Annotated in this window: 20 protein-coding genes; 8 read left to right on the top strand and 12 right to left on the bottom strand. The window is 34.9% G+C overall.

All coding sequences use genetic code 11. The features are described 5' to 3' along the window. Positions 1 to 74: 74 nt before the first annotated feature. Positions 75 to 701 carry a response regulator transcription factor gene (locus tag ACFOW1_RS03155; RefSeq protein WP_379012258.1) on the bottom strand — a complete coding sequence of 209 codons (627 nt, stop codon included), beginning with the start codon at positions 699 to 701 and terminating at the stop codon, positions 75 to 77. Positions 702 to 748: 47 nt separating this feature from the next. Beyond that, on the bottom strand, positions 749 to 2,785 hold the full coding sequence (locus ACFOW1_RS03150; RefSeq protein ID WP_379012257.1) for a PAS domain-containing sensor histidine kinase: 2,037 nt from the start codon (positions 2,783 to 2,785) through the stop codon (positions 749 to 751). Between the two features lie 245 nt (positions 2,786 to 3,030). Here ACFOW1_RS03150 and ACFOW1_RS03145 point away from each other — a divergent pair, with 245 nt between their 5' ends. The 6 genes from ACFOW1_RS03145 (at position 3,031) to ACFOW1_RS03120 (ending at position 8,014) form a co-directional block, all read left to right on the top strand. Next, positions 3,031 to 3,825, top strand: coding sequence for a thymidylate synthase (locus tag ACFOW1_RS03145; RefSeq protein WP_379012256.1), 795 nt, complete (start codon positions 3,031 to 3,033; stop codon positions 3,823 to 3,825). 92 nt (positions 3,826 to 3,917) lie between these two features. Further along, positions 3,918 to 4,412, top strand: coding sequence for a dihydrofolate reductase (locus ACFOW1_RS03140; RefSeq protein WP_379012255.1), 495 nt, complete (start codon positions 3,918 to 3,920; stop codon positions 4,410 to 4,412). A 7-nt stretch (positions 4,413 to 4,419) separates the two neighbouring features. Then, positions 4,420 to 4,932 (top strand): hypothetical protein, encoded by a 513-nt coding sequence (locus ACFOW1_RS03135; RefSeq protein ID WP_379012254.1) that lies wholly within the window; start codon positions 4,420 to 4,422, stop codon positions 4,930 to 4,932. Position 4,933: 1 nt separating this feature from the next. Continuing rightward, on the top strand, positions 4,934 to 5,602 hold the full coding sequence (locus ACFOW1_RS03130; protein WP_379012253.1) for a hypothetical protein: 669 nt from the start codon (positions 4,934 to 4,936) through the stop codon (positions 5,600 to 5,602). A 10-nt stretch (positions 5,603 to 5,612) separates the two neighbouring features. Next, positions 5,613 to 6,971, top strand: coding sequence for a methyltransferase RsmF C-terminal domain-like protein (locus ACFOW1_RS03125; protein ID WP_379012252.1), 1,359 nt, complete (start codon positions 5,613 to 5,615; stop codon positions 6,969 to 6,971). 29 nt (positions 6,972 to 7,000) lie between these two features. Further along, a complete protein-coding gene (locus ACFOW1_RS03120) occupies positions 7,001 to 8,014 on the top strand; it encodes a LysM peptidoglycan-binding domain-containing protein (RefSeq protein WP_379012251.1) in 1,014 nt (337 codons plus the stop codon). Between the two features lie 56 nt (positions 8,015 to 8,070). Here the strand turns inward: ACFOW1_RS03120 and ACFOW1_RS03115 are convergent, their stop codons facing one another. The 4 genes from ACFOW1_RS03115 to ACFOW1_RS03100 form a co-directional block, all read right to left on the bottom strand. After that, on the bottom strand, positions 8,071 to 8,448 hold the full coding sequence (locus ACFOW1_RS03115; RefSeq protein ID WP_379012250.1) for a hypothetical protein: 378 nt from the start codon (positions 8,446 to 8,448) through the stop codon (positions 8,071 to 8,073). Positions 8,449 to 8,554: 106 nt separating this feature from the next. Then, the gene (locus ACFOW1_RS03110) at positions 8,555 to 10,180 is read right to left on the bottom strand and encodes an ABC-F family ATP-binding cassette domain-containing protein (RefSeq protein ID WP_379012249.1); all 1,626 of its coding nucleotides are present in this window, start codon (positions 10,178 to 10,180) and stop codon (positions 8,555 to 8,557) included. Between the two features lie 186 nt (positions 10,181 to 10,366). Continuing rightward, the gene (locus ACFOW1_RS03105) at positions 10,367 to 10,504 is read right to left on the bottom strand and encodes a hypothetical protein (protein ID WP_379012248.1); all 138 of its coding nucleotides are present in this window, start codon (positions 10,502 to 10,504) and stop codon (positions 10,367 to 10,369) included. A 118-nt stretch (positions 10,505 to 10,622) separates the two neighbouring features. Then, the gene (locus tag ACFOW1_RS03100; protein ID WP_379012247.1) at positions 10,623 to 15,548 is read right to left on the bottom strand and encodes a translocation/assembly module TamB domain-containing protein; all 4,926 of its coding nucleotides are present in this window, start codon (positions 15,546 to 15,548) and stop codon (positions 10,623 to 10,625) included. Between the two features lie 169 nt (positions 15,549 to 15,717). Between ACFOW1_RS03100 and ACFOW1_RS03095 the strand changes: the two genes are divergently transcribed. Further along, entirely contained in the window at positions 15,718 to 16,956 is a 1,239-nt protein-coding gene (locus tag ACFOW1_RS03095) for a BaiN/RdsA family NAD(P)/FAD-dependent oxidoreductase (RefSeq protein WP_379012246.1), read from the top strand. Between the two features lie 114 nt (positions 16,957 to 17,070). On the opposite strand, the gene ACFOW1_RS03090 is transcribed toward ACFOW1_RS03095, so the two are convergent. The 6 genes from ACFOW1_RS03090 to ACFOW1_RS03065 form a co-directional block, all read right to left on the bottom strand. Next, positions 17,071 to 18,108 carry a Gfo/Idh/MocA family oxidoreductase gene (locus ACFOW1_RS03090; RefSeq protein WP_379012245.1) on the bottom strand — a complete coding sequence of 346 codons (1,038 nt, stop codon included), beginning with the start codon at positions 18,106 to 18,108 and terminating at the stop codon, positions 17,071 to 17,073. A gap of 107 nt (positions 18,109 to 18,215) precedes the next feature. Further along, complete coding sequence (locus ACFOW1_RS03085; protein ID WP_379012244.1) at positions 18,216 to 18,887, bottom strand: YdeI/OmpD-associated family protein; 672 nt, start codon at positions 18,885 to 18,887, stop codon at positions 18,216 to 18,218. An 88-nt stretch (positions 18,888 to 18,975) separates the two neighbouring features. Then, positions 18,976 to 19,833, bottom strand: a complete 858-nt coding sequence (locus tag ACFOW1_RS03080) for a M48 family metallopeptidase (RefSeq protein ID WP_379012243.1) — start codon at positions 19,831 to 19,833, stop codon at positions 18,976 to 18,978. Between the two features lie 101 nt (positions 19,834 to 19,934). Then, positions 19,935 to 20,585: a glycerol-3-phosphate 1-O-acyltransferase PlsY gene (gene plsY, locus ACFOW1_RS03075; protein ID WP_379012242.1), complete on the bottom strand. Its 651-nt coding sequence runs from the start codon at positions 20,583 to 20,585 to the stop codon at positions 19,935 to 19,937. 79 nt (positions 20,586 to 20,664) lie between these two features. Continuing rightward, a complete protein-coding gene (prmA, locus tag ACFOW1_RS03070) occupies positions 20,665 to 21,477 on the bottom strand; it encodes a 50S ribosomal protein L11 methyltransferase (protein ID WP_379012241.1) in 813 nt (270 codons plus the stop codon). Positions 21,478 to 21,504: 27 nt separating this feature from the next. Beyond that, a complete protein-coding gene (locus tag ACFOW1_RS03065; RefSeq protein WP_379012240.1) occupies positions 21,505 to 23,232 on the bottom strand; it encodes a M14 family metallopeptidase in 1,728 nt (575 codons plus the stop codon). A 39-nt stretch (positions 23,233 to 23,271) separates the two neighbouring features. Here ACFOW1_RS03065 and ACFOW1_RS03060 point away from each other — a divergent pair, with 39 nt between their 5' ends. Then, positions 23,272 to 23,955 carry a response regulator transcription factor gene (locus ACFOW1_RS03060; protein ID WP_379012239.1) on the top strand — a complete coding sequence of 228 codons (684 nt, stop codon included), beginning with the start codon at positions 23,272 to 23,274 and terminating at the stop codon, positions 23,953 to 23,955. Positions 23,956 to 23,957: the final 2 nt, after the last annotated feature.

Raw genomic sequence — 23,957 nt, 5'->3', positions numbered from 1 at the left:
TTAATGGGCTAGCTAGCATTTGGGATAGGCAAGTTTGATTTAAAGATTCAATAATTATAGTTACCAATATAAAATTAGATAATTTGGTTTTGCAAACCATATTTTATCATTTCCGCATCAGAAGTTAGGTGCATTTTCTTAAGGATATTCACTTTATGCGCTCTAACAGTGGTTACACTAATACACAAATCGTCACCTATGGCTTGCATACTTTTTCCATGCAATAGTTGTTTAAAAATAGCAAATTCTCGGTCAGTTAAAGATTCGTGCGGTGCAGATTTCACATTTTCTTCGTAGGCTGTGGCCAAAACCATCGCCACATCTGAATTAATATATTTTTTACCAGACAATATTTGATTAATCGCTTTAATTAATTCATCAGAAATATTGTCTTTTGATAGAAATCCTGCGGCACCCGAACGAATACATCTAATTGCGTATTCTTCAGCAGAATACATGGTAAGCATTAAAACTGGTATTTGTGGCGCATGAATTTTTAACTGTTTTAAAATATCAAGACCAGACAAACCAGGGAAAGAAATATCAGAGACAATAATATCCCATTTGTTTTTAGTTGCTTTCATTAAAAGCTCGCTTCCATCTGCTGCTTCTTCAATTTCCACATCCGCAAATGCTTCTTTAATGATAAATTTAAGCGCTTTGCGCACCAAAGTGTGATCGTCTGCAATGAGGATTTTCATAGATGGTTATTTAAAACTTTAAACAAATGTGGTACATTTTAATGTATTTAAGCTAAATCTTTTATTGTTCCAGAAGCTATAATGGTGGTTCCAATCCCTTTAGCTGTTTCTATTTCAAGATTGAAGTTAATATTAGCTGCGCGTTCTTTAATACCAATAATACCCAATGTGTTGCCAAGAGTATTTACGTCAAAACCATTGCCATTGTCTTTTACTTTCAAAGTTATTACATCTTCCAATTGAGTCAAACTAACATTAACCAAAGACGCATTTGCGTGTCTTGCAACATTGGTAAGCGCTTCTTGGCAAATTCGAAAAATTGCAATTTCTATATCTTGATGCAATCTTTTTTCTGGTAAATTCTGTGTGAATGTGCAGGTAATACTAGTTTTTCGTTCATAATCTTGACAAAAACTTTTTAAAGCTGCTTGCAACCCTACATTGTCTAGCAATGGAGGCCTTAACTGATGCGAAATTTTTCTTATTTTACTAATTAAATCATCTACAGTTTCTAGTGTAGCATTAACCTTAGACATGATAACTGTGTTATCTGGCGATAAACTATTTTTAATTGATTTTATATCTATTTTCAAAACCGTGGCGGTTTGCCCCAAATCGTCGTGCAATTCTCTAGCAATTATTTTGCGTTCTTCTTCACGTAAGTTTTGAATATGGTTGCTCAGATTTCTTAATTGGCGCTTTTGATTGATAATCTCTTGTTCTATTTTCTTTTGATCTGTAATATCTGATAAATAAATTGAAACACCATTTGAAGATGGATAAATACTTGTTTCAAACCAACAGTCAAAATAGGGCACATATTCTTTTAGCTCTTGCATTTCTTGAGTTTCAAGCGCTTTTAAACAAGTGTGGTAAAAAATAGTATCTGTAATGCCATCAAAAAAGTCTTGAAATTTTCGACCAATAATGGCTTCGTGCGGCAAATTAAGATAGGTTGCAATTGGATGATTGGCATATGTACAAACCCAATTAATATCAAAAGCTAAAAACGCTTTTTGCATGCGCTCAAATACCTCCTTAATTTCTCTTGTCTTTTTTACAATTTCAACCTCTAAATCGGTATTTAATTGTTGTAAGGTCTTTTTGCTTGTTTTCAGTTCTGTAATATCAGAGCGAATACTTGAAAAACCTTTTACAGAGCCATCTTTATTTAATATTCTAGAATAAGAAACATCTAAATATAATTTTTCGCCAGCTTTATTGTATTGCACCATTTCGCCGCGCCAACTTCCAGTCTCTTCAATTTTTTTTAAAATATCCGCCATGGATGCTTCACTAATTTCAGGGTTAGTGATAGATGATATTTTTTTACCAATAACGTCTTCTTTAGTAAAACCATAAAGCGTTTCAGCGCCTTTGCTCCATTGCAAAATCTGTAAATTGGCATTGGTGGTCACTATCGCATCATGAGACAAATCAATGAGTGTAGCATATTCGTATAACAACATATTGGATTTTCGCTCAAAAACATTTTTTTCGATAGTAATAACAATCGCTACAATTAGAAATAATACACATCCACCCAAAGCAAAAAAAATAACGTTAACGGTAATAATTGTTTTGTCATTATTTCTTTGAAATTGCTTGATTCTAATTGATTCTTCTTGCGCAATTTGTGTTGATACAGCGTTTAGTTGGTCTATAAAATCGTTACTAGCAAATTGTAAAGTTCTATCATTATCATTTTCTTTATTATATATAATTGAAAGTCTTTGCTGGATTAAATTCTCCAAATTATTGAGATTAACAAGTTGAATACTATCATCTTTAACGCCATTATATAATTGACCAAATACTTGCTGAATTTGTAATTTGATTTTATTTGTACGTTGTTGTGTTGCAGAATCCGCAACTGGAGGGACTGTATTCTTACATCTTTCGTAATCAAGCATTAGAGATACCAACTTTTGGGTTTGGTATCTTACATCATGAGATTGTTGTATAAAACGAATTGTGTCTTGTACGTTGGAATATTGGTTGTACGAAAAAAATGTGATACGAATGAGCAATACTATTACTAATAGGATTGACAGCACAAATATCTTTGTTGCTGACGACTGCATAGAATTGGATTTTAAATATTTGAACCCTAAACGAATCATAGACAACAATATTGTTGCAGGCTGGTTCATTTAGGATGTTAAAGTACAGAGAATAAACACAGCAAGCACACTTTTTTAAAAAAATTGTGTTCTTAAAAAGGGAATAGGGAGAGAAATCAATTACAAATGTGCAAATAAATTAACAGTTAATCCCCATCATTTTTTCAACTTTGTTGCAATAGTGCTTTTTAAAGTATTTTGCACCCATGCAACAATATCAGCAATTACTACAACATATTTTAAATAACGGTACTCAAAAAACTGATAGAACTGGCACTGGCACAATCAGTTGCTTTGGCTACCAAATGCGGTTTAATTTACAAGAAGGTTTTCCGCTTGTAACCACCAAAAAACTACACTTAAAAAGCATTATTTACGAGTTATTATGGTTTTTACAAGGTAGCACGAATATAAAATATTTAACTGATAATGGAGTCAGTATTTGGAACGAGTGGGCGGATGAAAATGGTGATTTAGGGCCAGTTTATGGTAAACAGTGGCGCAGCTGGCAAGGTGCCGATGGTAAGGTAATAGACCAAATAACTGATGTTATTAATCAAATTAAAAAAACACCAGATAGCCGAAGATTAATTGTAAGCGCTTGGAATGTCGCAGATTTGCCCAATATGGCTTTACAGCCTTGCCATACATTATTTCAATTTTATGTAGCCGATGGCAAGTTAAGCTGTCAATTGTACCAACGTAGTGCTGATGTATTTCTAGGCGTGCCTTTTAATATTGCTTCGTATGCCTTACTTACGATGATGGTGGCGCAGGTTTGCGACTTACAATATGGTGATTTTGTACACAGCTTTGGGGATGTACATTTATACAACAATCATCTTGAGCAAGCGAAATTGCAACTAAGCAGAACACCTTTTCCATTACCAACAATGAAACTAAATCCAGATGTAAAAGATATTTTCGCATTTAAATACGAAGATTTTATATTAGAAAATTACCAACATCATAGTGTAATAAAAGGCAAAGTAGCGGTGTAGAGTCTTGAGCTTTACGTTCTTTGTTATGGGTGCTTGGTTCTTAAATTTTCACGTTTCATATTTGACTTTTCACGTTTTCACCTTTTACAGCCATGCAAATCATTCAAATAGTTGCAGTATCAAATAATAACGTTATAGGTAAGGACTATGGTTTACTTTGGACTTTACCAAACGATATGCGCTGGTTTAAAAACAAAACGTGGGCTTTGCCAGTAGTAATGGGGCGCAAAACCTTTAAAAGCCTAGGTAATAAACCTATGAACGGTAGACTAAACGTGGTAATTACAAGGCAAGCTGATTTTAAAGCAGAAGGGGTTACTGTTGTGGCCAATATTGAAGAGGCGATTAGTTTTTGCAAAGAGCAGAACTATAACGAAATTATGATTATTGGGGGTGGAGAAATTTACATGCAAAGCTTGCCATTTACCGATAAAATTTATCTTACAAGGGTAGATGTAACTGTGGATGGCGACACATATTACCCAAAATTAGATACTAATCAATGGCTACTCGCCTTCGAAGAGAAACATCCTACTGATGCCAAACATACTTACGCCTACAATTTTCAAACTTGGATAAGAAAATAAAGAAACTATGCCTTTTGTAGATGTTGCTTATGGTTACCTAGCCTTTTTGTTTTTATTAGCCATGCTTTTAGAAAGAAAGCATGCATTTAGCCATGGCAAAAATTTACTAGCCACGTTAAATGTAACGCTGTTATTTTTCGTGTTATACAAATGCTTAGATTATTATCAATTGTACAAAATGGCGCAAATATTTGGCGTATCGATAACGTTCGATGGGCTTTTAAAGCTAATGAGTACCAATAAATGGGAAGCTTTTAAAAACATGGCGGTATTACTTCTACCATTCTTGTTTTTGTTTAAAAAGCTATCTGCCAATGTGGTGCTAACATTTGCGGCTTTAACCTTAGTAAAATGGGATGTTATTGAAAGATTATATAATAAAATAGCTTATCCAAATATTACCAAAAGCTATTATCAACCTGAGTATTCGGTGTTTCATGTATTAAACTATGGCTGCTTATTTATAGCTATTTATGCCTTACTTTTTTTACTAAAAAGATTACCACATCAGGCTAAATAGTATGGTCACTTCGCTACAACAGTTTATTAAATATTGCAAATATTTGCTTACGGCTGCTAATGGCAAAGGCCATGGTATTCATTCGCCTTTTGTGTTCAAGTTTGTAGTTGATGTTCTAAACGATGAGCGTTATTTTTACGCATTTGAAACTATTGAAAGCATTGTAAATACTGATTTAAACGATAAAAAATTTAATAGACTACTATTTAGAATTGCTAATTATTATCAACCAAATAACATACTAGTTATAGACGAAACCCTTGGTATTACTACCAGCTATGTGGCTTTAGCAAATACAAATGCTTCGGTAAGTAGCTATTTTTTTCATGAAAAAAATATTGAAAAGGTCAAAACTGTAATGAGTAAATTTAAAATTGATCATCACTATTTTGTGGATATAATACCAATGATGAAAGCCTACGATTTGGTTTATATTTATGCACAAAATGACCTACAACTAAATAACGTTTTAAAGCAAGCATTATCATTTCTACACCCACAATCCATTCTCATCATTCACAATATTCATTCGAGCAAAGAAATAGAAGCAAGATGGTTACAACTTCAAACCCATACGGCTGTAACTTTAACTATCGATTTATTTCAAATAGGGCTAGTATTTTTTAGGCCTGAAAGTAAAATAGCACAACACTTTACCATCAGATTTTAAATAGATTCACTTGCAACTTCCTTCGGCATTATTAACTTCTTTACAGGACATCAAAGGCTATAACCAAGCGGCTTTTGAGGCAATACATACATCAGCCGAACAAGTAACTAGCATACGTATAAATCCCTTAAAGATAGTCAACAGTCAACGGCCAATAGTCGATGGTAAACCGATTCATTGGTGCCCTTATGGCTACTATTTACCCGAAAGACCTTTTTTCACTTTTGACCCTATTTTTCATGCAGGTGCTTATTATGTGCAAGAAGCAAGTAGTATGTTTTTGTGGCAAATATTAGCGAAAGCCATTGGCACAAACACCAATGGTTTAAAAGTGCTAGACCTTTGCGCGGCGCCCGGCGGCAAAAGTACTTTGCTAGCTAGCTATTTTAAAGATGGCCTAGTAGTGAGTAATGATGTAATCAAATCTAGAGCCAATATACTAGTTGAAAATATCACCAAATGGGGCTACGATAATGTGGTAGTGACCAATAACGATCCTTCACATTTTAAAATGCTGGAAAACTATTTTGATGTAATAGTTATTGACGCACCTTGTAGCGGTAGTGGTTTATTTAGACGAGATAATGATGCTATTAATGAATGGAGCGAAAATAATGTTACCCTTTGTAGCCAGCGGCAGCAGCGCATAGTAGCCGATGTGTTGCCTGCATTAAAACAAGGCGGTTTATTAATTTACAGCACTTGTAGCTATAGCAAACAAGAAGATGAGGACATCGTTGATTGGTTAATTGAAGAACAACAACTATCAACTGTCAATTGCCAACCATCAAGCAATGAAGGCATTGTAGAAACACAATCAGACAAGCATCAAGGCTTTGGCTATCGCTTTTATCCTCATTTAATCAAAGGCGAAGGTTTTTTTGCGGCAGCATTTACCAAAAACAAGGGTAGCTTATTTGGTAATTACAAAGAACAAACCTTAGCAAAACCATCAAAGCAAGAAGAACAGATGGTGGCTGATTTTATTGGCGAACAATTAGATTATTCATTTTTTAAACAAGCCGAAGCGATTAAATTATTGCCTACAAAATGGTGGCTAGACTTGCAAATACTTGCCAAATGTTTGTACATCAAAAAAGCAGGTATAGAAATAGGTACTATTAAAGGTAAAGACGTTATCCCGCATCACGAATTAGCCGTAAGCATTCTTAATTTACCACAAATAAATACAACAGAATTAAGCGAGGAAGAAGCGCTACAATACTTACGCAGAAAGGATTTAACGGTAGCAACCACAAAAGGCTGGTGCGCCCCTACTTATTGTGGATTACGTTTAGGCTGGATGAAAGTTTTGCCCAACAGGATAAATAATTACTATCCACAAGAATGGAGAATTTTAAAAGAGTAATTTTACTTGCAACATAAAATTGCTTCACCATGGCATCTCAGCACAAAATTTATTTTTTATCTTGTTTTATAGCTGCAAGCCTTTTGGCAAATATTGCTACAGCACAAACCCAACCGATTGTTCATACTATTAAGCAAGGCGAAACATTATCGGCCTTAGCTAAAAAATACAGCACTACCGTTGGTGACATCATGCGGCTTAACGGCATGAATAGCAACAGCAAATTGCAAATAGGCGAAGCAGTAAAAATTCCTACAACAGCTACCAATATCGCAGAAACACCTAAATCCGAACCTGCAAAGCCCCAATCAGCAATAACTAAACAACCAGAAATAAGCGCTACAGTTACTGATGTTACCTACAAAGTATTAAAAGGTCAATCACTGTATGGTATTGCAAAGCAATTTAAAACCACCGAAAAGCAAATCATCGCTTGGAACAATTTACCAAACGATAAAATCCGTGCAGGTCAAACCATTATTGTAGGCAAAAAGGTACTTGAAAAAAGTACCATCCCTGTAACACCAAAACCACAATTATCAAAACCAGGAGAAGATAAGCCCGTTGTAGCACCGCCAGTTACGCAACAAACAACAAAAAGTGAGGAACTAACCGTTTTAAACGCTGGTTCTGCAAAAGTTACAACACCAGCTGAAACAAAACCAATACCTGCACCAGTAAAAGAGGCCATTAAAACTGAGCCTGCTGCAATACCTGCAAGTGCCAAGTATGTAGAAAGTGAAGGTTTCTTTGCCAACTATTTTAATCATAAAGATAGAAATCTCACTACAGCAGCAGGTGATGCTTCTATTTTTAAAACAACAAGTGGCTGGACTGATAAAAAGTATTACGTATTAATGAATGATGTGAACCAAGGTGATATTGTACGTTTAACAGCTAATAATAAAACGATTTGTGCTAAAGTATTAGGGCCACTACCAGATATTAAAGAAGATAGTGGTTTGTTGTTGCGTGTAAGCAATGCTGCTGCTGCAGTACTTGGTATTGAAGATGCTAAATTTAATGTAACAGTTAGCTACTAAAGCCAATAATATTATTAACAAACAGCCCGAAGTTTTAATGCTTCGGGCAGTTTTATTTATATCATTTGCATTTTTGCAACTTTAGGATCTACTTCCACGGTATCTTCTTCAAAGTTCAGTTTGATACGCCACTTTTGCATGGTTGCTGCGCCAATAATTGCTTCTTCACTTAACCCTGGCACAACTAAAAACTCATCGCTTAGTAATACATCGTGCAGGTAAAAATCTAGTGTTATTCTATCCTTTATCTCAATATAATGCCCCTCACTTGCAGTAGAAATTAACCTTGTACGACCGAAGCTTTCAGAATGACCTAATTTATCAACAAATTCAGGATTGATACAAGACAAGTTAGCGCCACTATCAAACAATGTATTCAAATGCTTCTCTCCTTTTGAGCCTACATACAATAAGGGTAATTTTAAAACTGACATGCTTAAAAATTTTACTAAAATTACGAACAAAACTTTTTTAAAATCCTATAAAAAAAGCCGCTCATTTCTGAACGGCTATATTATAAAGATTTTTTAAACTACAATTTTAAGCATACATTTCTACCCTCAATTCCTGTACACGTTTATCTTCCATGTATTCGTCAAAAGTCATTAATCGGTCAATAATACCTTTAGGCGTTAATTCTATAATCCTATTAGCAACAGTTTGTATAAATGTATGATCATGCGATGTTAGCAATACGATACCAGGAAACGTATTACATCCTTCGTTAAAGCTTTGAATACTTTCTAGGTCTAAATGGTTGGTTGGTTGGTCGAGAATAATGCAGTTTGGGTTTTGTAACATCATTTTACTTACCATGCAACGTACTTTTTCACCACCACTTAATACGTTGTTTTTCTTCATTATATCATCGCCACTGAACAACATTTTACCAAAGAATCCACGTAAAAATGGTTCATCAGCATCGGTAATATGCGGCGGTACAAAGTTTCTCAACCAATCAAGCAACGGCTCGCCGCTAGTAAAAAACTCATTGTGTTCTACTGGTAAGTAAGCTTTGGTAACTGTAGTACCCCACTCAAACTTACCAGCATCAGCTTGCATATTATCGTTAATAATTTCAAAGAAACTCGTTACAGCCGATGGGTCTTTACTTAAAAATGCAATTTTATCACCCTTATTTACACTAAAACTTACCTTATCAAATAATTTTCTACCATCTACACTTTTACTTAAGTTTTCAACGTTCAATATTTGATTACCTACTTCACGCAATGGTTGGAAAATAATGCCAGGATACTTACGGTTACTTGGTTCAATTTCCTCAATGGTTAATTTCTCTAAAGCTTTTTTACGAGAAGTAGCTTGCTTACTCTTAGAGGCATTTGCAGAGAAACGAGCGATGAAATCTAACAAGGCAGCACGTTTTTCTTCGTTCTTCTTATTCTTGTCGTTTAGTTGGCGAGCTGCTAATTGGCTACTCTCGTACCAAAACGTATAATTACCAGTGAAAGTTTTGATTTTAGAACGGTCTACATCAGATACATGTGTGCATACGGTATCTAAAAAGTGTCTATCGTGACTTACAACCAATACAATATTCTCGTAGTCAGCCAAAAAGTTTTCTAACCAGCCAATTGTTTCAATATCCAAACCATTGGTAGGCTCATCTAGTAACAAAATATCAGGATTACCAAACAATGCTTGCGCCAATAACACACGTAATTTCAAGTTACTCGGTATATCCTTCATCAAACTTTGGTGAAACTTCTCTTCTATACCCAAACTGCTCAATAAAGTAGCAGCGTCGCTTTCAGCTGTGTAACCACCCATTTCGCCAAACTCACCTTCAAGCTCACTAGCACGCATATAGTCATCCTCCGTTGCATCAGGATCCATATATATCGCATCCTTTGCCTTCATCACTTCCATCATTTTTTTGTGCCCCATCAACACCGTATTCAATACCGTTTCTTCGTCAAAAGCAAACTGGTTTTGATTCAAAACCGCCAAACGTTCACCCGGCGTAATTTCTACAGTACCTTTATTTGGTTCAATTTCACCAGCCAAAATCTTCATGAAAGTAGATTTACCAGCACCATTTGCCCCAATAATACCATAGCAATTGCCCTTAGTAAAGTTGATATTCACTTCATCAAACAACACCCTTTTACCATATGCTAGGGTTACATTTCTTGCACTAATCATGTGTTATATTCTATTTTCGAAGTTAGAAGTACGCTTTTTCAAGCCGCAAATGTAAGGCTAAGCCACCACTTTTTTAGCAGTGATATTGTGGTAATCAGCATTAGTACTACTATTAAACATAGTTGCAAGTTTACCACTTACACACTTATTTGGATACTCCCTACTTAATTAGATACTTCCGCCATTTTAAATATTCATTTCGCCAAAAAGAACTTTCATTTTGCCATAATTGATATTCATTTTGGCACTTAGGAGATTCAATTTGCCATCTGCAACTTCCAAAATGCCGAAAATAATATTGAAAATGCCAAAATTGATATTCATTTTGCCATTTTCAATATTTTACCCCCACTTAGAATATTCTTACCGGGGTTAAAATATTCTAGGTGGGGTCTCGATTAAAATTCTAACGTCGGCACCTTGTAGTTTACTACGTCCTTAACTAAGGCTTTTTATCGGTTGTATCTGGTGGCGGTGGCGCAAAAATGATATCTTCTTTTCTAGCAAATAATCTTTCAAAATCGTGTTTATAAGATAAGCTAGCCCCTTGCCTATTTCTTCGCCCAAGAATACCGCCAGTAGCATCTAAATTATTCTTGGCAAAAAATATTAAACGCAATTGTTTATCGCTGGTTAAAATCCACTCAAGATTAATATCTGGCAGAAATTGTAAATTACCATTGGTAAGTGCTGATGTGGTGCCTACGTTAAAGTCTAAATCGGCTCCTGCAGTTAGTATTAATCTATCGTTTAAAAAGCTCTTACCTACTTTAAAGTTAAAGTTAGTTCTATCTAAACCATTATTGCTATTTACACCGCCTGTAGATGAAGCTACCAAACTAGAACTACTGTACAACGATGTACTCACATCTACTTTAATGCTCTTGTCTTTGGTAATTTTATACACCAAATTGGAAACCACTTTATTTAACTGTTTACTAATGGCTTGCGACAAAGTAGTAACACCAAAATTGTTGATACTGCCACTATTGGCAGCAAACAAACCTTGACCATAAGGCGCAAAGGAACTAAATACAATTAGTGAAGTTACTTGCGATAACATCTCACTTTGGTTCGCTTCTATCCGTGTTAGAAACTCATTAAAATATGGGTCGTTTTTTATAGGGCTACCATTCGGGAACTCCAAACTAAACGTAATGGTTGGCTTGGTTAATTTATCTTTTAAATGTGCAATCACATATACGTCGCCTCTATAAGATTTTGTGGCACTACTCACATTTGCTACTTGCTGGTTAGACAATAAATCAGATACGCTCACACGTTCGGCTCTGTACACGGCATCTATATGCACATCTGCATTGTAAGGGTCGCCATTCCATTCAATAAAATTATCTGCATCAAGCATATCAAATGGCTTACGAATAAAAGATTGAAAGTTGAAATCGTATCTACCAAAATCAATATTATAACGCCCCTTAATAGTTAGCGGTGCAGTGGTGCCAGCTAAAATGCGCAGTCTACCATTGCCTCTAGCTTTCACCACATCTCCAGTTAGCGGATCTAATATTACATCTATATCTACTTTCGTATTTGCGGTTACATCTAAGTCAACCGTTAAATCGAAATTACTTTTCTTCGCTTCAGCGGCAAGTTCGGTACCGTATTGTTTAAACACGATAAAATCTGCCTCACCACTTTGCTTGCTTACGCTACTTGGTATGTAAATATGCGAGCTATCATTAGACTCTGCTACAATGGTCATCTTTGCGGCAGATTCGGGACCTTTAAGACTTAAAGTGGCTTTTCCAATGGCTTTACCATAAAACTGTTTGTTGTCTTTTTCTTTGGTATCAATCAACAATAATTTATCTGTTGACATATCAAAGTCAAACAACATATCTTTAAAATTCTTCTCGTACAGCTTACCCTTAACTTTTGCTGTATTTTTAAATTTGTCTTTAATGGTTAGTTCACCAAAGTCAATGCCATCGGGCTGAAAGTTGATAGTAGCGCTATCAATATTGTAATACACTTGTGTAAAATTCACTTTTACGCCACCATTTTTCAGCTTGATTTTACCAGCCAATTCAGGGTTTTGAGGATTGCCGCTTACTACCAACTTGCCTGTGGCTTTTCCACTAACATCTGTAAATACATCGCCCAAAAAGCGCTCAAGGATATTAATTTTTGTATCGCTCAAATCTGTATTTACATACAAAGCATTGCCTGTACTATCTTTTGAGTTGTAATAACCATCGGCCTTAAACTTATAATCTTCGTTATTAGATTGTATATTAAATGGAATTTTGCCCGTTTTATTATCATAACTACTTGTAATAGTTACTAAGCCAATACTATCATTGTTAAATCTAAATTGCTCTGCTTTTAAATTGGCAGTAGCCGAAAAATCACCATAAAAATCATTCAGTCTTATTTCGCCGCTAGTTACGCCTTCTAAACGTGGGTCTTTCATTACTAAAGACGTTAAATCGCCCAACACCACGTTCTTCATTTTTAACACCAAGTTATTGGCATTGGTTTCAGGGCTTAATTCCGTTTCTACTTTTATTTCCTGAAAACCTTGTGAGAATTTAACATTTTCGGCGCTCACAAAGTTTTTTCTAATAATAATTTCACCTTGTTTTTCTAAGTCCCACTTTTTATTGCTTAATACAAAAGCTGATGGTCTAAAATTAATGCGCACGCCATCCTCCAACGTATATAAATCTGCGTTTAAATTAGCTTCATTAATGGTACTAGAGGCTTTTGTTTGCAAGCCTACCACAGAGTGATTATTGCTAGATTGTACAGCCAATGTTGAATTAGGAAAATTTAAACTATCGCCAATTCTAATGTTGGCCACATCACCATTTAACAACAAAGTATCTAAAGTGCCTTCTCCTTTGAAAAAGGCATCGGTGATATGGTATTTATCGAATGAGAAATTAGGAACAGATGCTAGTAATGTAAACTGATTTTTTGCTGTATTAATAGTACCTGTAAGACTCGCATAATCTAAACCCGATAAGCGACTATCAATAATTTTTGCGTAGCTATCAAAATCTTTTGTAGTAAAGTTGACAGAGAAATCTTGGTTTTCTAATGTCTTTATTGGCGGGTTGAAATAAGCAGGATAATAATGATTTAAATAAGTTTGAAACGCCGTAGGTAAATCTAACAACTTATATTGCTTGCCAGTAACAGAAGCTGCAAATTCGTTACTACCTGCAGTTAAAGTTCTTACACCGTCAGAATCGTGTGCGGTAACCACCAACGAGTCGAAACTCAATTTATCATTGGCATGTGTTAAATTGGCGTTTAAAATTTTAGCGGTGCCATCAAACTGGTCAATATCTAAACCATAAAAGTTTAAATCGAATAAGCCAGTGAGTTCGTACTTATCTTTTGTAAGTTTAATATTTTGCAAATTACTCTTAACCAAATCGCCCAAAATATTGATGTGAGGCTTTGGCAAACTAAAATCTATTTCAATAGTACTGGTAAAGTCAACATTTGGATCATCTATTTTCAGCTCGCCATTAAAATATTTCTTTAAAAAAGTGCCATTGGTGATAATGTTAGTATAAGAATAGCCGTTAAACTCAAGCAAGCTAAACTTACCATCAAGCGAAGATTTCATTTGGCTTAAGTTAAAACTACTACCATCTACTTTACCTGTAAAATTTACCAAGCCCAATATAGGGCTGTTCACAAACTTACCAAGATTAAAGCGATTGGTTGTTAAAGTACCATTGTAAGTAGGCTCGCCTTTGGATGGAAATTTCATTGCCACATTTGCATCTACCGAACCGATATTCGTGCTTAAAACCCCTACCGTTTTAAAGTCTTTAATGGTTCCATTGAAGTTGCCTCTAAACAACACATCACCAAGTGCTGTAATATTCGGATTATTCATTTTGCGTAATGCAGGAATAACAATCGCCATATCTACATTATTGGTTTTGATGAAACCATCATTAAAATTAATCATGGTTTGATCGATATTAGGTAAGCCTTTCATAGCCAAATTACCAGTAATATTGGTGGTAACACCTGAGCGTATATTGAAATTTTTAAGCGTAAAATCTGAGATGGTACCAAGAAAAATACCAGTAACAACAGCTTGCTTTTTCCAGCTTTTGAGATCGGTAGCAAAGTAGGCTATATCATCGCTAAATATACTTGTATTTTTAAACTTAGCATCTAAAAATACTTTGTTGGTAAAATGAGCGAAATCGTCATTAAAATGCGCAAACTTCATGGCATAATAATCACCTAAATGACTTTTATTCGTTTGCAAATCCAACTTTGCTAGCTCAATAATTTGAGGTGTAATTTTTAGTTTAGTTTTCAGCTTTTTAAGTTCAAAACCACAGCGTTCTCTACAGCTTATGTCCATATTGGCTTTCAAGGTATCTTTAACAAACGATACATTTTTAAACATCCCTTTAAGCTGGGTTATTTGTAAATGATTACCATCAAAGCCAGCTTCAGCCTTGGTTTCGACGTTTTCATTGATAAAAGTGCCATTGTTTAAACTGAGACTATCGATAATAAAATTAATACCTAAATTAAACCGTAAAGACGATTTATTGATGATTTCAGGCTCTTTTTTACGTAGTAAAAGTGGCTCTAATTGTGTAAAATGTTGCAATCTGATATAAGGTTTTTCTACTTGCAGTACATTAACCTTAAATATATCTTTATTAAAACTTAAAGCATTGGCATCAAGCAATAAGCTATTCACACTAATGGTCATTCTTTCGCCACCCCATAAGTCGTTTTGCACAAACGTCACATTTTTCAAGTCCACTTTTTTCAAGTTCACTTCAATACTTTTTGCTGTATCTTTTTTAGCTTTAGGGCTAGCAAAATAGTTAGCAATAAACTGGTAATTCCACACACTGTCTTTGCGTTGCAGTTTTACTACGGCATCTTCTAAACCAACAAATTTTAGGTCTATTTTATCTTTTATAAAAAACCAGTCGGTAATACGCAAACGCAATTGATTAGCGTATAAAATGGTATCTTTTTGCTTATCACGAATGAGTGTACCTTCTAAATTTACTTTATCAAATAAAGAAAAGCTAACTCCATTAATGCTTACCTCTGTACCTAGCGCTTTAGATAACTTTTTAGTAGCAATACCAACAGCCCAAGTTTGTACAAAACTTGTTTGTATGATTAATAGTAAAAAAAAGAAGATAGCTATTAAAACAAGAAAAAATCGGCCTGCTTTTTTAAACGTATTAAAAATAATAGCCCATCCGGCAACTATAGCGGTTATAACAATAAGTGCAGTATGGTTTAAGGGTAATACTTTGGTAAAGAGGCCAAACGTAATAAATAGTAACGCAGCAATAACAATATAGATGTCTCTTTTAGATATGTTTGAAAGCTGTTTCAAATACAATACTCTTTATAGCAGTAAAAATAAAGGTTCGTGCCCTCAATTCAATTATAATACCAAACTTTGTTTGAAGTTTGTGATTTGACAATTATTATTGCAAACTTCAGCTAAACCTTGCCAAAAACAATATCAATTTTTAAAATAAAAGCGTAAATAGTTATTTGTAATGGCGAAAAAATTAGTAGTAATTGGTGGTGGTGCAGCGGGCTTTTTTTGTGCAGTAAATGCAGCTAAGCAAAATCCCGACCTAGAAGTAGTGATTGTAGAAAAAAACAATAAGGTCCTAAGTAAAGTAAAAGTAAGCGGAGGTGGTAGATGTAATGTGACACATGCTTGCTTTGATGTAAACGAACTGATTTTAAAATACCCTAGAGGTAAACATTTTGTAAAAAAAACCTTCAATTGGTTTGGCCCTACCGATACAATTGATTGGTTCAAAGAGCGTGGTGTAAACTTAAAAACTGAGCCAGATAACAGAATGTTTCCTGATACAGACAGCTCACAAACTATAATTGACTGCCTACTCACGGAGGCCAAAAAATACAAAGTGAAAATTTTAATGAGCTGTGCTATTAATACGATTGCATATATTAATAAAGCGTTTAGTTTACTCACCGCATCTGGTAGTATTATTAGTGCGAATTATGTGTGTGTGGCATGCGGTGGCTTTCCAAAAACTGATCAATTTAATTGGCTCACTAGTCTTGGCCATACTATAGAAGAACCTGTGCCATCGTTATTTACATTTAATATGCCCAACAATAAAATTACTGAGCTAATGGGCGTAAGTGTTGAGAATGCTACTATAAAAATTGCAGGTACTAAATTTGTGAATAACGGGCCTTTACTTATTACACATTGGGGCATGAGTGGTCCTGCTGTTTTAAAACTATCTGCTTGGGCTGCTAGATATTTAGCATCAGCAAATTATCAATTTACCATTATTGTAAACTGGCTAGGTGAAGCGACCGAATTTGATTTAAAAGCACAATTTGCCGACTACCGCTTTTCGTTAGCTGGGCAAAAAATAGGCAATAAAAACCCGTTTGGCTTACCAAATAGATTGTGGCAATATTTACTAGCATTCAGTGGCATTGCAGAAGATACTCGCTGGGCAGATTTACCTTCAGCACCACAATATCGGCTGATACGTCATTTAGTATTACAAGAATTTACAGTTAATGGTAAAACAACATTTAAAGAAGAATTTGTTACAAGTGGTGGCATTAAATTATCTGAAGTAGATGCAAACACTATGGAAAGCAAAAAAGTAGACAACTTATTTTTTGGGGGCGAAATAGTAGATGTTGATGGCGTAACAGGTGGATTTAATTTTCAACATGCCTGGACAAGCGGCTGGATTGCTGCTAAAACAATAGCAGAAAGAAGCTTAAAAGCAAATTAACCTTGGCCTTATAAATAGTGAATTCCAAATCGTTACAATTAGATTTTGGGGAATATTAATTGATCTAATTTAAAAGTTCTTTTTTTAAAAATATAAATATAGAATAGCTATAAACTACAAGTCAACCACTTTTCTAGCAGCATTACTTTTATAGGCAGCATCAATGATTTGCATAACTAAAATACCTTCATCAACTGTTACGGGCATTGGTTTATCGTGTGCTAAAGCCTCATACACTTTATTATAAAATTCGAAGTAATTACCTTTTAAAGTTGGTATTGTTTCACGAATGACCACACCATCTGTTTCGGTATGCAACAACCCTTGTTCACTTTCTGGTTCTTCACCCCAATTGGTTATATCAGGCTTTACACCTTTTAGTAGTAAGCCTTCTTGCACATCTGCTCTTGATTTTAAAAAAGACCCATTTGTACCATGAACAATATATGATGGTACTGGTTCTCTCATAAAATAACCCGCTTTTAAACGTACTCGCTTATCTTTATAATATAATAAAATTTCAAAATAATCTTCAACTTGCGAACCAGTTCTTGTCACTCTGAAATCGGCAAACACACTTTGCGGCTTACCAAATAAGCAAAGTGCTTGATCAATAATATGTGGCCCCAAATCTTTTACAATACCAGCACCTGGATTTGGAATTTCTTTATGCAGTTTGGGGCTTAAACTTGGCGTATATCTTGCATATTGTATTTCCATTTCGGTAATTGTTCCAAGTAATTGATTATCAATTACTTGTTTTATAGTTTGAAAATCGCTATCCCATCGTCTATTTTGAAATACAGCAATTTTTTTTCCTACTTTTTCCCCGATTGTTTTTAGTTCTTCGGCTTCCTCTACAGTAGTTGTAAACGCTTTTTCTACCACTACATCTTTGCCCGCAAGCAAGGCTTTTTTAGCATATTCAAAATGGGTATTGGTTGGTGTATTTACGATTACTAGTTCTACACGATTATCCGCTAATAATGCTTCTAAGCTTTCAAATGATGTTAGGTCGGGATAATCATTTTGAATTAATTGCTTACTTCTTTCCCATGCACCTATTAACTGCATATTAGGATGTAAATGAATAAACGGTGCATGAAAAACTCTACCTGACATGCCATAGGATAATAAAGCGGTATGTATCATTGGTCTAATTATTTTACTAAAAAAGCATGATAATGTACGAGACAAAAGCTATTACAAATAAAAAATCCCTAAATGACATTATCAGTTAGGGATTTACTAGAATTTATTTATTTTTCTGAAGGAGACTTTTTACCTGCATTTAATTTTTCTAATACAGCATCCAATCTTCTTTCTTTCGTATCTTTTCTTTTAGCTTCTTCGATCCAACTTACATATTCTTTTTGGTGCGTAACAGATAGTGACGTGAAGAACTCTTTCGCTTTCTTATGTTTCGCAAAGACCTTCTCAAGCTCTGCAGGCGGCACTATTAATTTTTTCTCAAAATCTACTGAAGGCACAACCGCTACTGGTGGGTTTGCATCAGCAATTGCTTTTAGTTGTGCTGCTAATTCTTCGTTCTTTTTAAAACGCATAGCTACCCAAACATTATCAATTTCAATAACTTCACCGCCTTCGTAGGCATGTTGGGTTAAGTAAGCCCAAGTGCAATCTCTGTTTAAATCACTCACAATTTTACTAGTAGGTTTTGGATAAGCAACCCACAACTTACTAGCAGTGTTTAAAGCAGGAAATACCTCCTTTAATACATTATTTAACTGATTTTGATTGATTGCAAACACTAAAGCGAACTCAACCTTTTTACTTTTTAAAAGCGGAGTTACATTTTTTGCATAAGTTAGTTTTGCAAATTGCTTCTCAATTGAAGATGGTATTCCTTGAATTAAAAGGGTTTTCTCATCTTTTAACTCTAATTTTTCAAATAAACTTTGATTGGACATCCTAAAGAACTTATATTAGGTGAATCTATTAAACGGATTGCGAAGTTAAAAAAATGTAACCGTAAAAGACAATAAAAAAGCTGCTATTTTATAAAAACGCTGCTTTTAACCCAAAAAAAATAATTTTTAACATTTCATGGCTTATAATATTTATTGAAGTATCATCCATGATGCTTTGTAACTGTGCAATTCGGTTGTCATCGCTAGGATGTGTACTTGCAAATTCAGGAGGCCTTTGTGAATTAGCAGTTGCTGCAGACATTCTTTGCCAAAATTTTATCGCCTCTCTCGGATCGTATCCGGCTAATGCGGTAAACATCAAGCCAAATTTATCCGCTTCATATTCATCTTTTCTGGCAAATGGCAACATTACACCATATTGTGAACCCAATCCATAGGCACTATTAAATAATGCTTGCGTTTCTGTGGGCTTATTAGCGAGTGCAACAGATAAAGCTTGACCGCCTAATTGCTCGATTAAATTTACGTTCATGCGTTGCTTACCGTGATTTGCAAGCGCATGGGTTACTTCGTGGCCAATAACTACCGCTAATGCAGCATCATTTTGTGTAATTGGCAAAATACCTGTATACACCACTATTTTGCCGCCAGGCATACACCAAGCATTTGCTTCTTTACTACTTACTGTATTTATTTCCCATTGGTAATTATCCAATTCGGCAGATTTGCCCATATCGGCGTAGTATTTTTTTACAGCTGCAATAATTCGGTTACCTACTCTATTAACACTAGCTGCATCGCTACTGCCTGCTGTAACTACTTTGTTAGTGCTTAAAAATTGTTTGTATTCTGTGTTAGCGGTAGATAAAATTTCGGCATCAGATACCAAACTCAATTGGGTTTTACCCGTGATGGTGTTTGTAGTACAAGCAGATAAACATACAAATGCGACTAATAAAGCAGTCGCTAAGGATTGTTTCTTCATAATTTAATATTTTTTTGCGCAAGTAATTCGAAGCCCCTTTTTTAAAGCAAAAATGCCAAAAAGTTTTCTTTTCAGCATTAAATGTATTTAAAATTATGTATTTATTTTTTTTGCTTCCTTCTATCGCGGTATTTAAGTATCGGCACTTTACTCTCAGTACCCTTTAATATGCGACCAATATTTTTTTGGTGGGTTAATACAATCATCAATGCAACCACAACCGAAAAAATTTGATATAATGTTTCTTTTTCATTAAAAATGAAAATGATAAACACCATGAATGCAATACCTGCTAAAATAGAACTTAGCGATACGAAACGCGTAAGATACAAAACCAATAAAAATACACCTACACAGCAAAGTGCAACAGCTGGCTGAATAGCCACAGCCATACCAAATAAAGTTGCAACGCCTTTACCCCCCTTAAAATCTGCCCATATAGGAAAAATATGTCCTATAACAGCCGACAAACCTAACCCAATCATCAAATTCGTTCTATCAAGTTCGTTGGAGGCGCCTAAATATGTGGGAAGAAAAATATACAACGACGTACCAATAACACCTTTTAACATATCTACAATCATTACAAAAGTGCCCCATTGCTTACCTAAAACGCGATAAGTGTTGGTAGCTCCAGCGTTACCGCTGCCATAATCTCTAATATCAATATCAAAAAAATATCGGCTTACCCAAACCGATGTGGGTATAGATCCAACGAGATAAGCTAATAATATGAGAAAAATTTCCTTCATGCAATAGGGTTAAAGTGATTTCACAAATATATGGGTTAACACTTAAAATTCATAATTACTTAACACAAAATATGAATTTTCATGCAACAAAATGTAGCGCAATCCACATGCCTTTTTTGATTGTCACTTGATGTTTCCAATTGAATGTCAATGCTTTTGCTAAAATGTCTGCTTCATCTTCCTGTAGCAAACCACTTAACAATACTTCACCACCTAAAACTACATCATCTGCAAGATAAGCCATGTTATCAAGGATGATATTTTTGTTAATGTTGGCAATAACAATATCAAATTTTGTTGTAAGCTTGGCATTATCGGCTTTTTCGATGGTAATATATTGGCAATTATTGGCGGTCAAATTTTCGGTTGCATTTTCTATACACCAATCATCGTAATCTATACCCAAAATAGATGTACTACCTAGTTTTTCGGCCAAGATGGCCAAAATACCAGTACCAGTGCCATAATCAAACACCGTTTTATTATTAAAATTGATATCTTTCATCAATTGCATTACCATATAAGTAGTGGCATGATGACCTGTACCAAAGCTCATTTTGGGTGTAATTACAATTTCGTGTGCAACACCTTGCATTGGCGCATGAAAATTAGCCCTAACACCTACAAAATCATCTACTTGCATAGGATCAAAATTGCTTTCCCATACTTCATTCCAATTTTGAACAGGGATGGTTTCTGCAGAAAAACTTACCGTATACGTTTGAGCAAGTGCTATCACTTTCGCTTCATCATAATCGGTCTCTTTAATAAATGCTTTTAGCCCCTCCTCTACTTCTTCAAAGCCTTCAAAGCCTATTTCCGACAATTCTGCTATTAATACATCTGTCATTTCTGCTTGTACAGATTTAAAAAACAACGCTTTATGACTCATCTAATAACTTTAAAAATACACAAATAATTACTGTACCAATCTATATATAGGATAACGCAAATGGGCTGGCTCGTAGTAGGGTGAATGCTTATAAACAAAATCTAACTGCTGGCTTGCCGAAGCTGCAAACTTAGGGTCTGCTTGTCGTTTTGCAGCCATTTCTTCCTGCAATTCTGGATGTAATTGTAAATATTTGGCGGCTATGTCTTCCCATCGATAATCGCTGTAGCCTTCTTTTTGCTGCAAAATAGCATCAAAAAAATTCCAAGCAAAATAACTATCGTCGCCGGTTGGTTCTAGCATTTCTACCAAAAATCGGTCATAAATCTGACCTGTATAAATGATACAATCGCCTTTTAAAAATTGAATCTTTTGTTGGGTTATGCTCACTTTGGTATTACTATGGCGATAATGTTTTTCGTATGCGTGTGGACTAGTTTTAAAATCTTCAATTCTATAAGCATCTACTAATATCTGTGTATCTTTTGCCAAAGTAGCAGTTGCTACATGATTCAGTTTCAATAAATCAATCACATCGTGCCAGCCTTGTGGAATAATATATGCTTTTGGTTTTTGAACCATATTTTGCCCTACGAAATAGTTGTATAATCCTACTTGCTTCGAAAATGGTTGCTCATGGTTATAAAACAAACGGTTCATACCTGTTACATCACTTTTCTTCTGCTCAGCGGTATAGCCTAAAAATGTAATGGTATCTTTTCTGGTACTGTCAACTACAAAATTTAAAGCAAAACTTTGCTGATGTTTGATGCTTTCTAAACTTTCCTTTCGGCTTTGCTTTATAGCATTTGCTTGTAATATTGCTTGTTGCAAAATACTTTCCATCAAGGCATAATCACTTTTTACTCGCTGGGCAAAAGGCTTCAACATGTGCGTTTCGGGCATAAAACCAATGGTGCCGAATAATGCAGCGTAACCTGTGCTGTACCTTGGGGCATCATAAAATGCCTGCCAGCCTTTTTCAGGACTACCTTCTTCAAAATTTACATAAGGTGTTAATGGCCAATTTTTGCTAGCCATACTTTTGAATATTGATGGCTCGAACGTAGCATGCAAATAATTGCCAATACTACCGCCAAGTTTGCTGTGCTGCGTTGTTAATAAGGTCATGGTATGTTGATAATCGGCACCATCACTTACATGGTTATCAATAAAAATATCTGGATTTAGGTAATGAAATATTTGCGCAAAAGCTTTAGCATTCCGAGAATCTGACTTGGTAAAATCTCTGTTTAAGTCAAGGTTTTGCGCATTACCTCTAAAACCATAAGTCAACGGTCCATCTTGATTCACACGACTAAAACTACCTCTATTTAAACTACCACCAATGTTATAAATAGGGATAATAGCCAATATAACATTAGATGGAACAACAATTTTACCTTTAACAATATCTCGAAGTAGCATCATACTTGCATCTATACCATCTGGTTCGCCTGGATGGATACCATTGTTTACAAGCACTACAAGCTTGTTTTGCTGTTGCCAACTAATAGGCGAAAAACTTTTATCATTACTAAAAATAACCAAATGCAAAGGATAACCTGCGTCGGTATTACCAAAAGTTTTTACTTGAATGTTGTTAGAAGTAGCTGCAAGCTTTTTATAAAATGCAATACAATCTGCATAAGTAGCTGTTTCTAAACCAGCAGATTTTTCAAACGTTGTAGTTAATTCTTGGGCACTTGCTATTAATGTCACAAAAAATGTTAGTACTGTAAACTTTAATCTCATCTTAATTACTTAATTTTCACCTAAATTTATAGCAAACCAATGAGCAACGCGTACAAAATTTTATTGGTAGAAGATGAACCAAAGCTAAGTAAGGTGATTAAAGAGGAGCTCGTACGGCAAGGTTACGACACAGATATTGCAAAAGATGGCTTAATTGCAGAACAACTTTTTAACGAAATGGGCTATTCTCTTGTTTTACTAGACATTAATGTACCGTACAAAAATGGACTTGAACTTTGCAAAGAGTTTAGACGTATCAATAAAAAAATACCTATTATTGTTCTATCCGCTTTAGGAGAAATCAATGATAAAGTAGATGCTTTTGCACTTGGTGCTGATGATTATATTATCAAACCTTTTCATTTCGATGAGCTTTTTGCCAGAATAAAAGTTTTTTTAAAAAGAACTGAAGGCACAGTTGGCGAGCCCGAAAAACTTATTATTGGTGATTTAATCATAGACTTATCAGTAAAAACTGTTACACGTGGTGGCGATTTAATACCACTTACTGCAAAAGAATTTTCGCTTTTATATCTATTAGCAAAAAACAGAGGTAAAGTTATTTCAAAGCAAGAAATTATGACCAAGGTATGGGATTTAAGTTTTGATACAGGCACCAATACCATTGAAGTATATATCAGCTTTCTTCGCAATAAATTAGACAAACCATTTGACGATAAGCTCATTCACACAAAACCAGGATTTGGTTACTACATTAAATAGCT

Source organism: Parasediminibacterium paludis, from assembly GCF_042651445.1.
In the GTDB taxonomy this organism is placed as follows: domain Bacteria; phylum Bacteroidota; class Bacteroidia; order Chitinophagales; family Chitinophagaceae; genus Parasediminibacterium; species Parasediminibacterium paludis.
Note: the sequence above shows the minus strand (reverse complement) of the source record. Positions and strands in the feature narration are given on the sequence as shown.

Excerpts from the sequence above, each read along its gene's own strand:
- ACFOW1_RS03155 (WP_379012258.1), bottom strand. The coding sequence starts at position 701 with ATGAAAATCCTCATTGCAGACGATCACACTTTGGTGCGCAAAGCGCTT.
- ACFOW1_RS03150 (WP_379012257.1), bottom strand. The coding sequence starts at position 2,785 with ATGCAGTCGTCAGCAACAAAGATATTTGTGCTGTCAATCCTATTAGTA.
- ACFOW1_RS03145 (WP_379012256.1), top strand. The coding sequence starts at position 3,031 with ATGCAACAATATCAGCAATTACTACAACATATTTTAAATAACGGTACT.
- ACFOW1_RS03140 (WP_379012255.1), top strand. The coding sequence starts at position 3,918 with ATGCAAATCATTCAAATAGTTGCAGTATCAAATAATAACGTTATAGGT.
- ACFOW1_RS03135 (WP_379012254.1), top strand. The coding sequence starts at position 4,420 with ATGCCTTTTGTAGATGTTGCTTATGGTTACCTAGCCTTTTTGTTTTTA.
- ACFOW1_RS03130 (WP_379012253.1), top strand. The coding sequence starts at position 4,934 with ATGGTCACTTCGCTACAACAGTTTATTAAATATTGCAAATATTTGCTT.
- ACFOW1_RS03120 (WP_379012251.1), top strand. The coding sequence starts at position 7,001 with ATGGCATCTCAGCACAAAATTTATTTTTTATCTTGTTTTATAGCTGCA.
- ACFOW1_RS03115 (WP_379012250.1), bottom strand. The coding sequence starts at position 8,448 with ATGTCAGTTTTAAAATTACCCTTATTGTATGTAGGCTCAAAAGGAGAG.
- ACFOW1_RS03110 (WP_379012249.1), bottom strand. The coding sequence starts at position 10,180 with ATGATTAGTGCAAGAAATGTAACCCTAGCATATGGTAAAAGGGTGTTG.
- ACFOW1_RS03105 (WP_379012248.1), bottom strand. The coding sequence starts at position 10,504 with ATGAATATCAATTTTGGCATTTTCAATATTATTTTCGGCATTTTGGAA.
- ACFOW1_RS03095 (WP_379012246.1), top strand. The coding sequence starts at position 15,718 with ATGGCGAAAAAATTAGTAGTAATTGGTGGTGGTGCAGCGGGCTTTTTT.
- ACFOW1_RS03090 (WP_379012245.1), bottom strand. The coding sequence starts at position 18,108 with ATGATACATACCGCTTTATTATCCTATGGCATGTCAGGTAGAGTTTTT.
- ACFOW1_RS03085 (WP_379012244.1), bottom strand. The coding sequence starts at position 18,887 with ATGTCCAATCAAAGTTTATTTGAAAAATTAGAGTTAAAAGATGAGAAA.
- ACFOW1_RS03080 (WP_379012243.1), bottom strand. The coding sequence starts at position 19,833 with ATGAAGAAACAATCCTTAGCGACTGCTTTATTAGTCGCATTTGTATGT.
- plsY (WP_379012242.1), bottom strand. The coding sequence starts at position 20,585 with ATGAAGGAAATTTTTCTCATATTATTAGCTTATCTCGTTGGATCTATA.
- prmA (WP_379012241.1), bottom strand. The coding sequence starts at position 21,477 with ATGAGTCATAAAGCGTTGTTTTTTAAATCTGTACAAGCAGAAATGACA.
- ACFOW1_RS03065 (WP_379012240.1), bottom strand. The coding sequence starts at position 23,232 with ATGAGATTAAAGTTTACAGTACTAACATTTTTTGTGACATTAATAGCA.
- ACFOW1_RS03060 (WP_379012239.1), top strand. The coding sequence starts at position 23,272 with ATGAGCAACGCGTACAAAATTTTATTGGTAGAAGATGAACCAAAGCTA.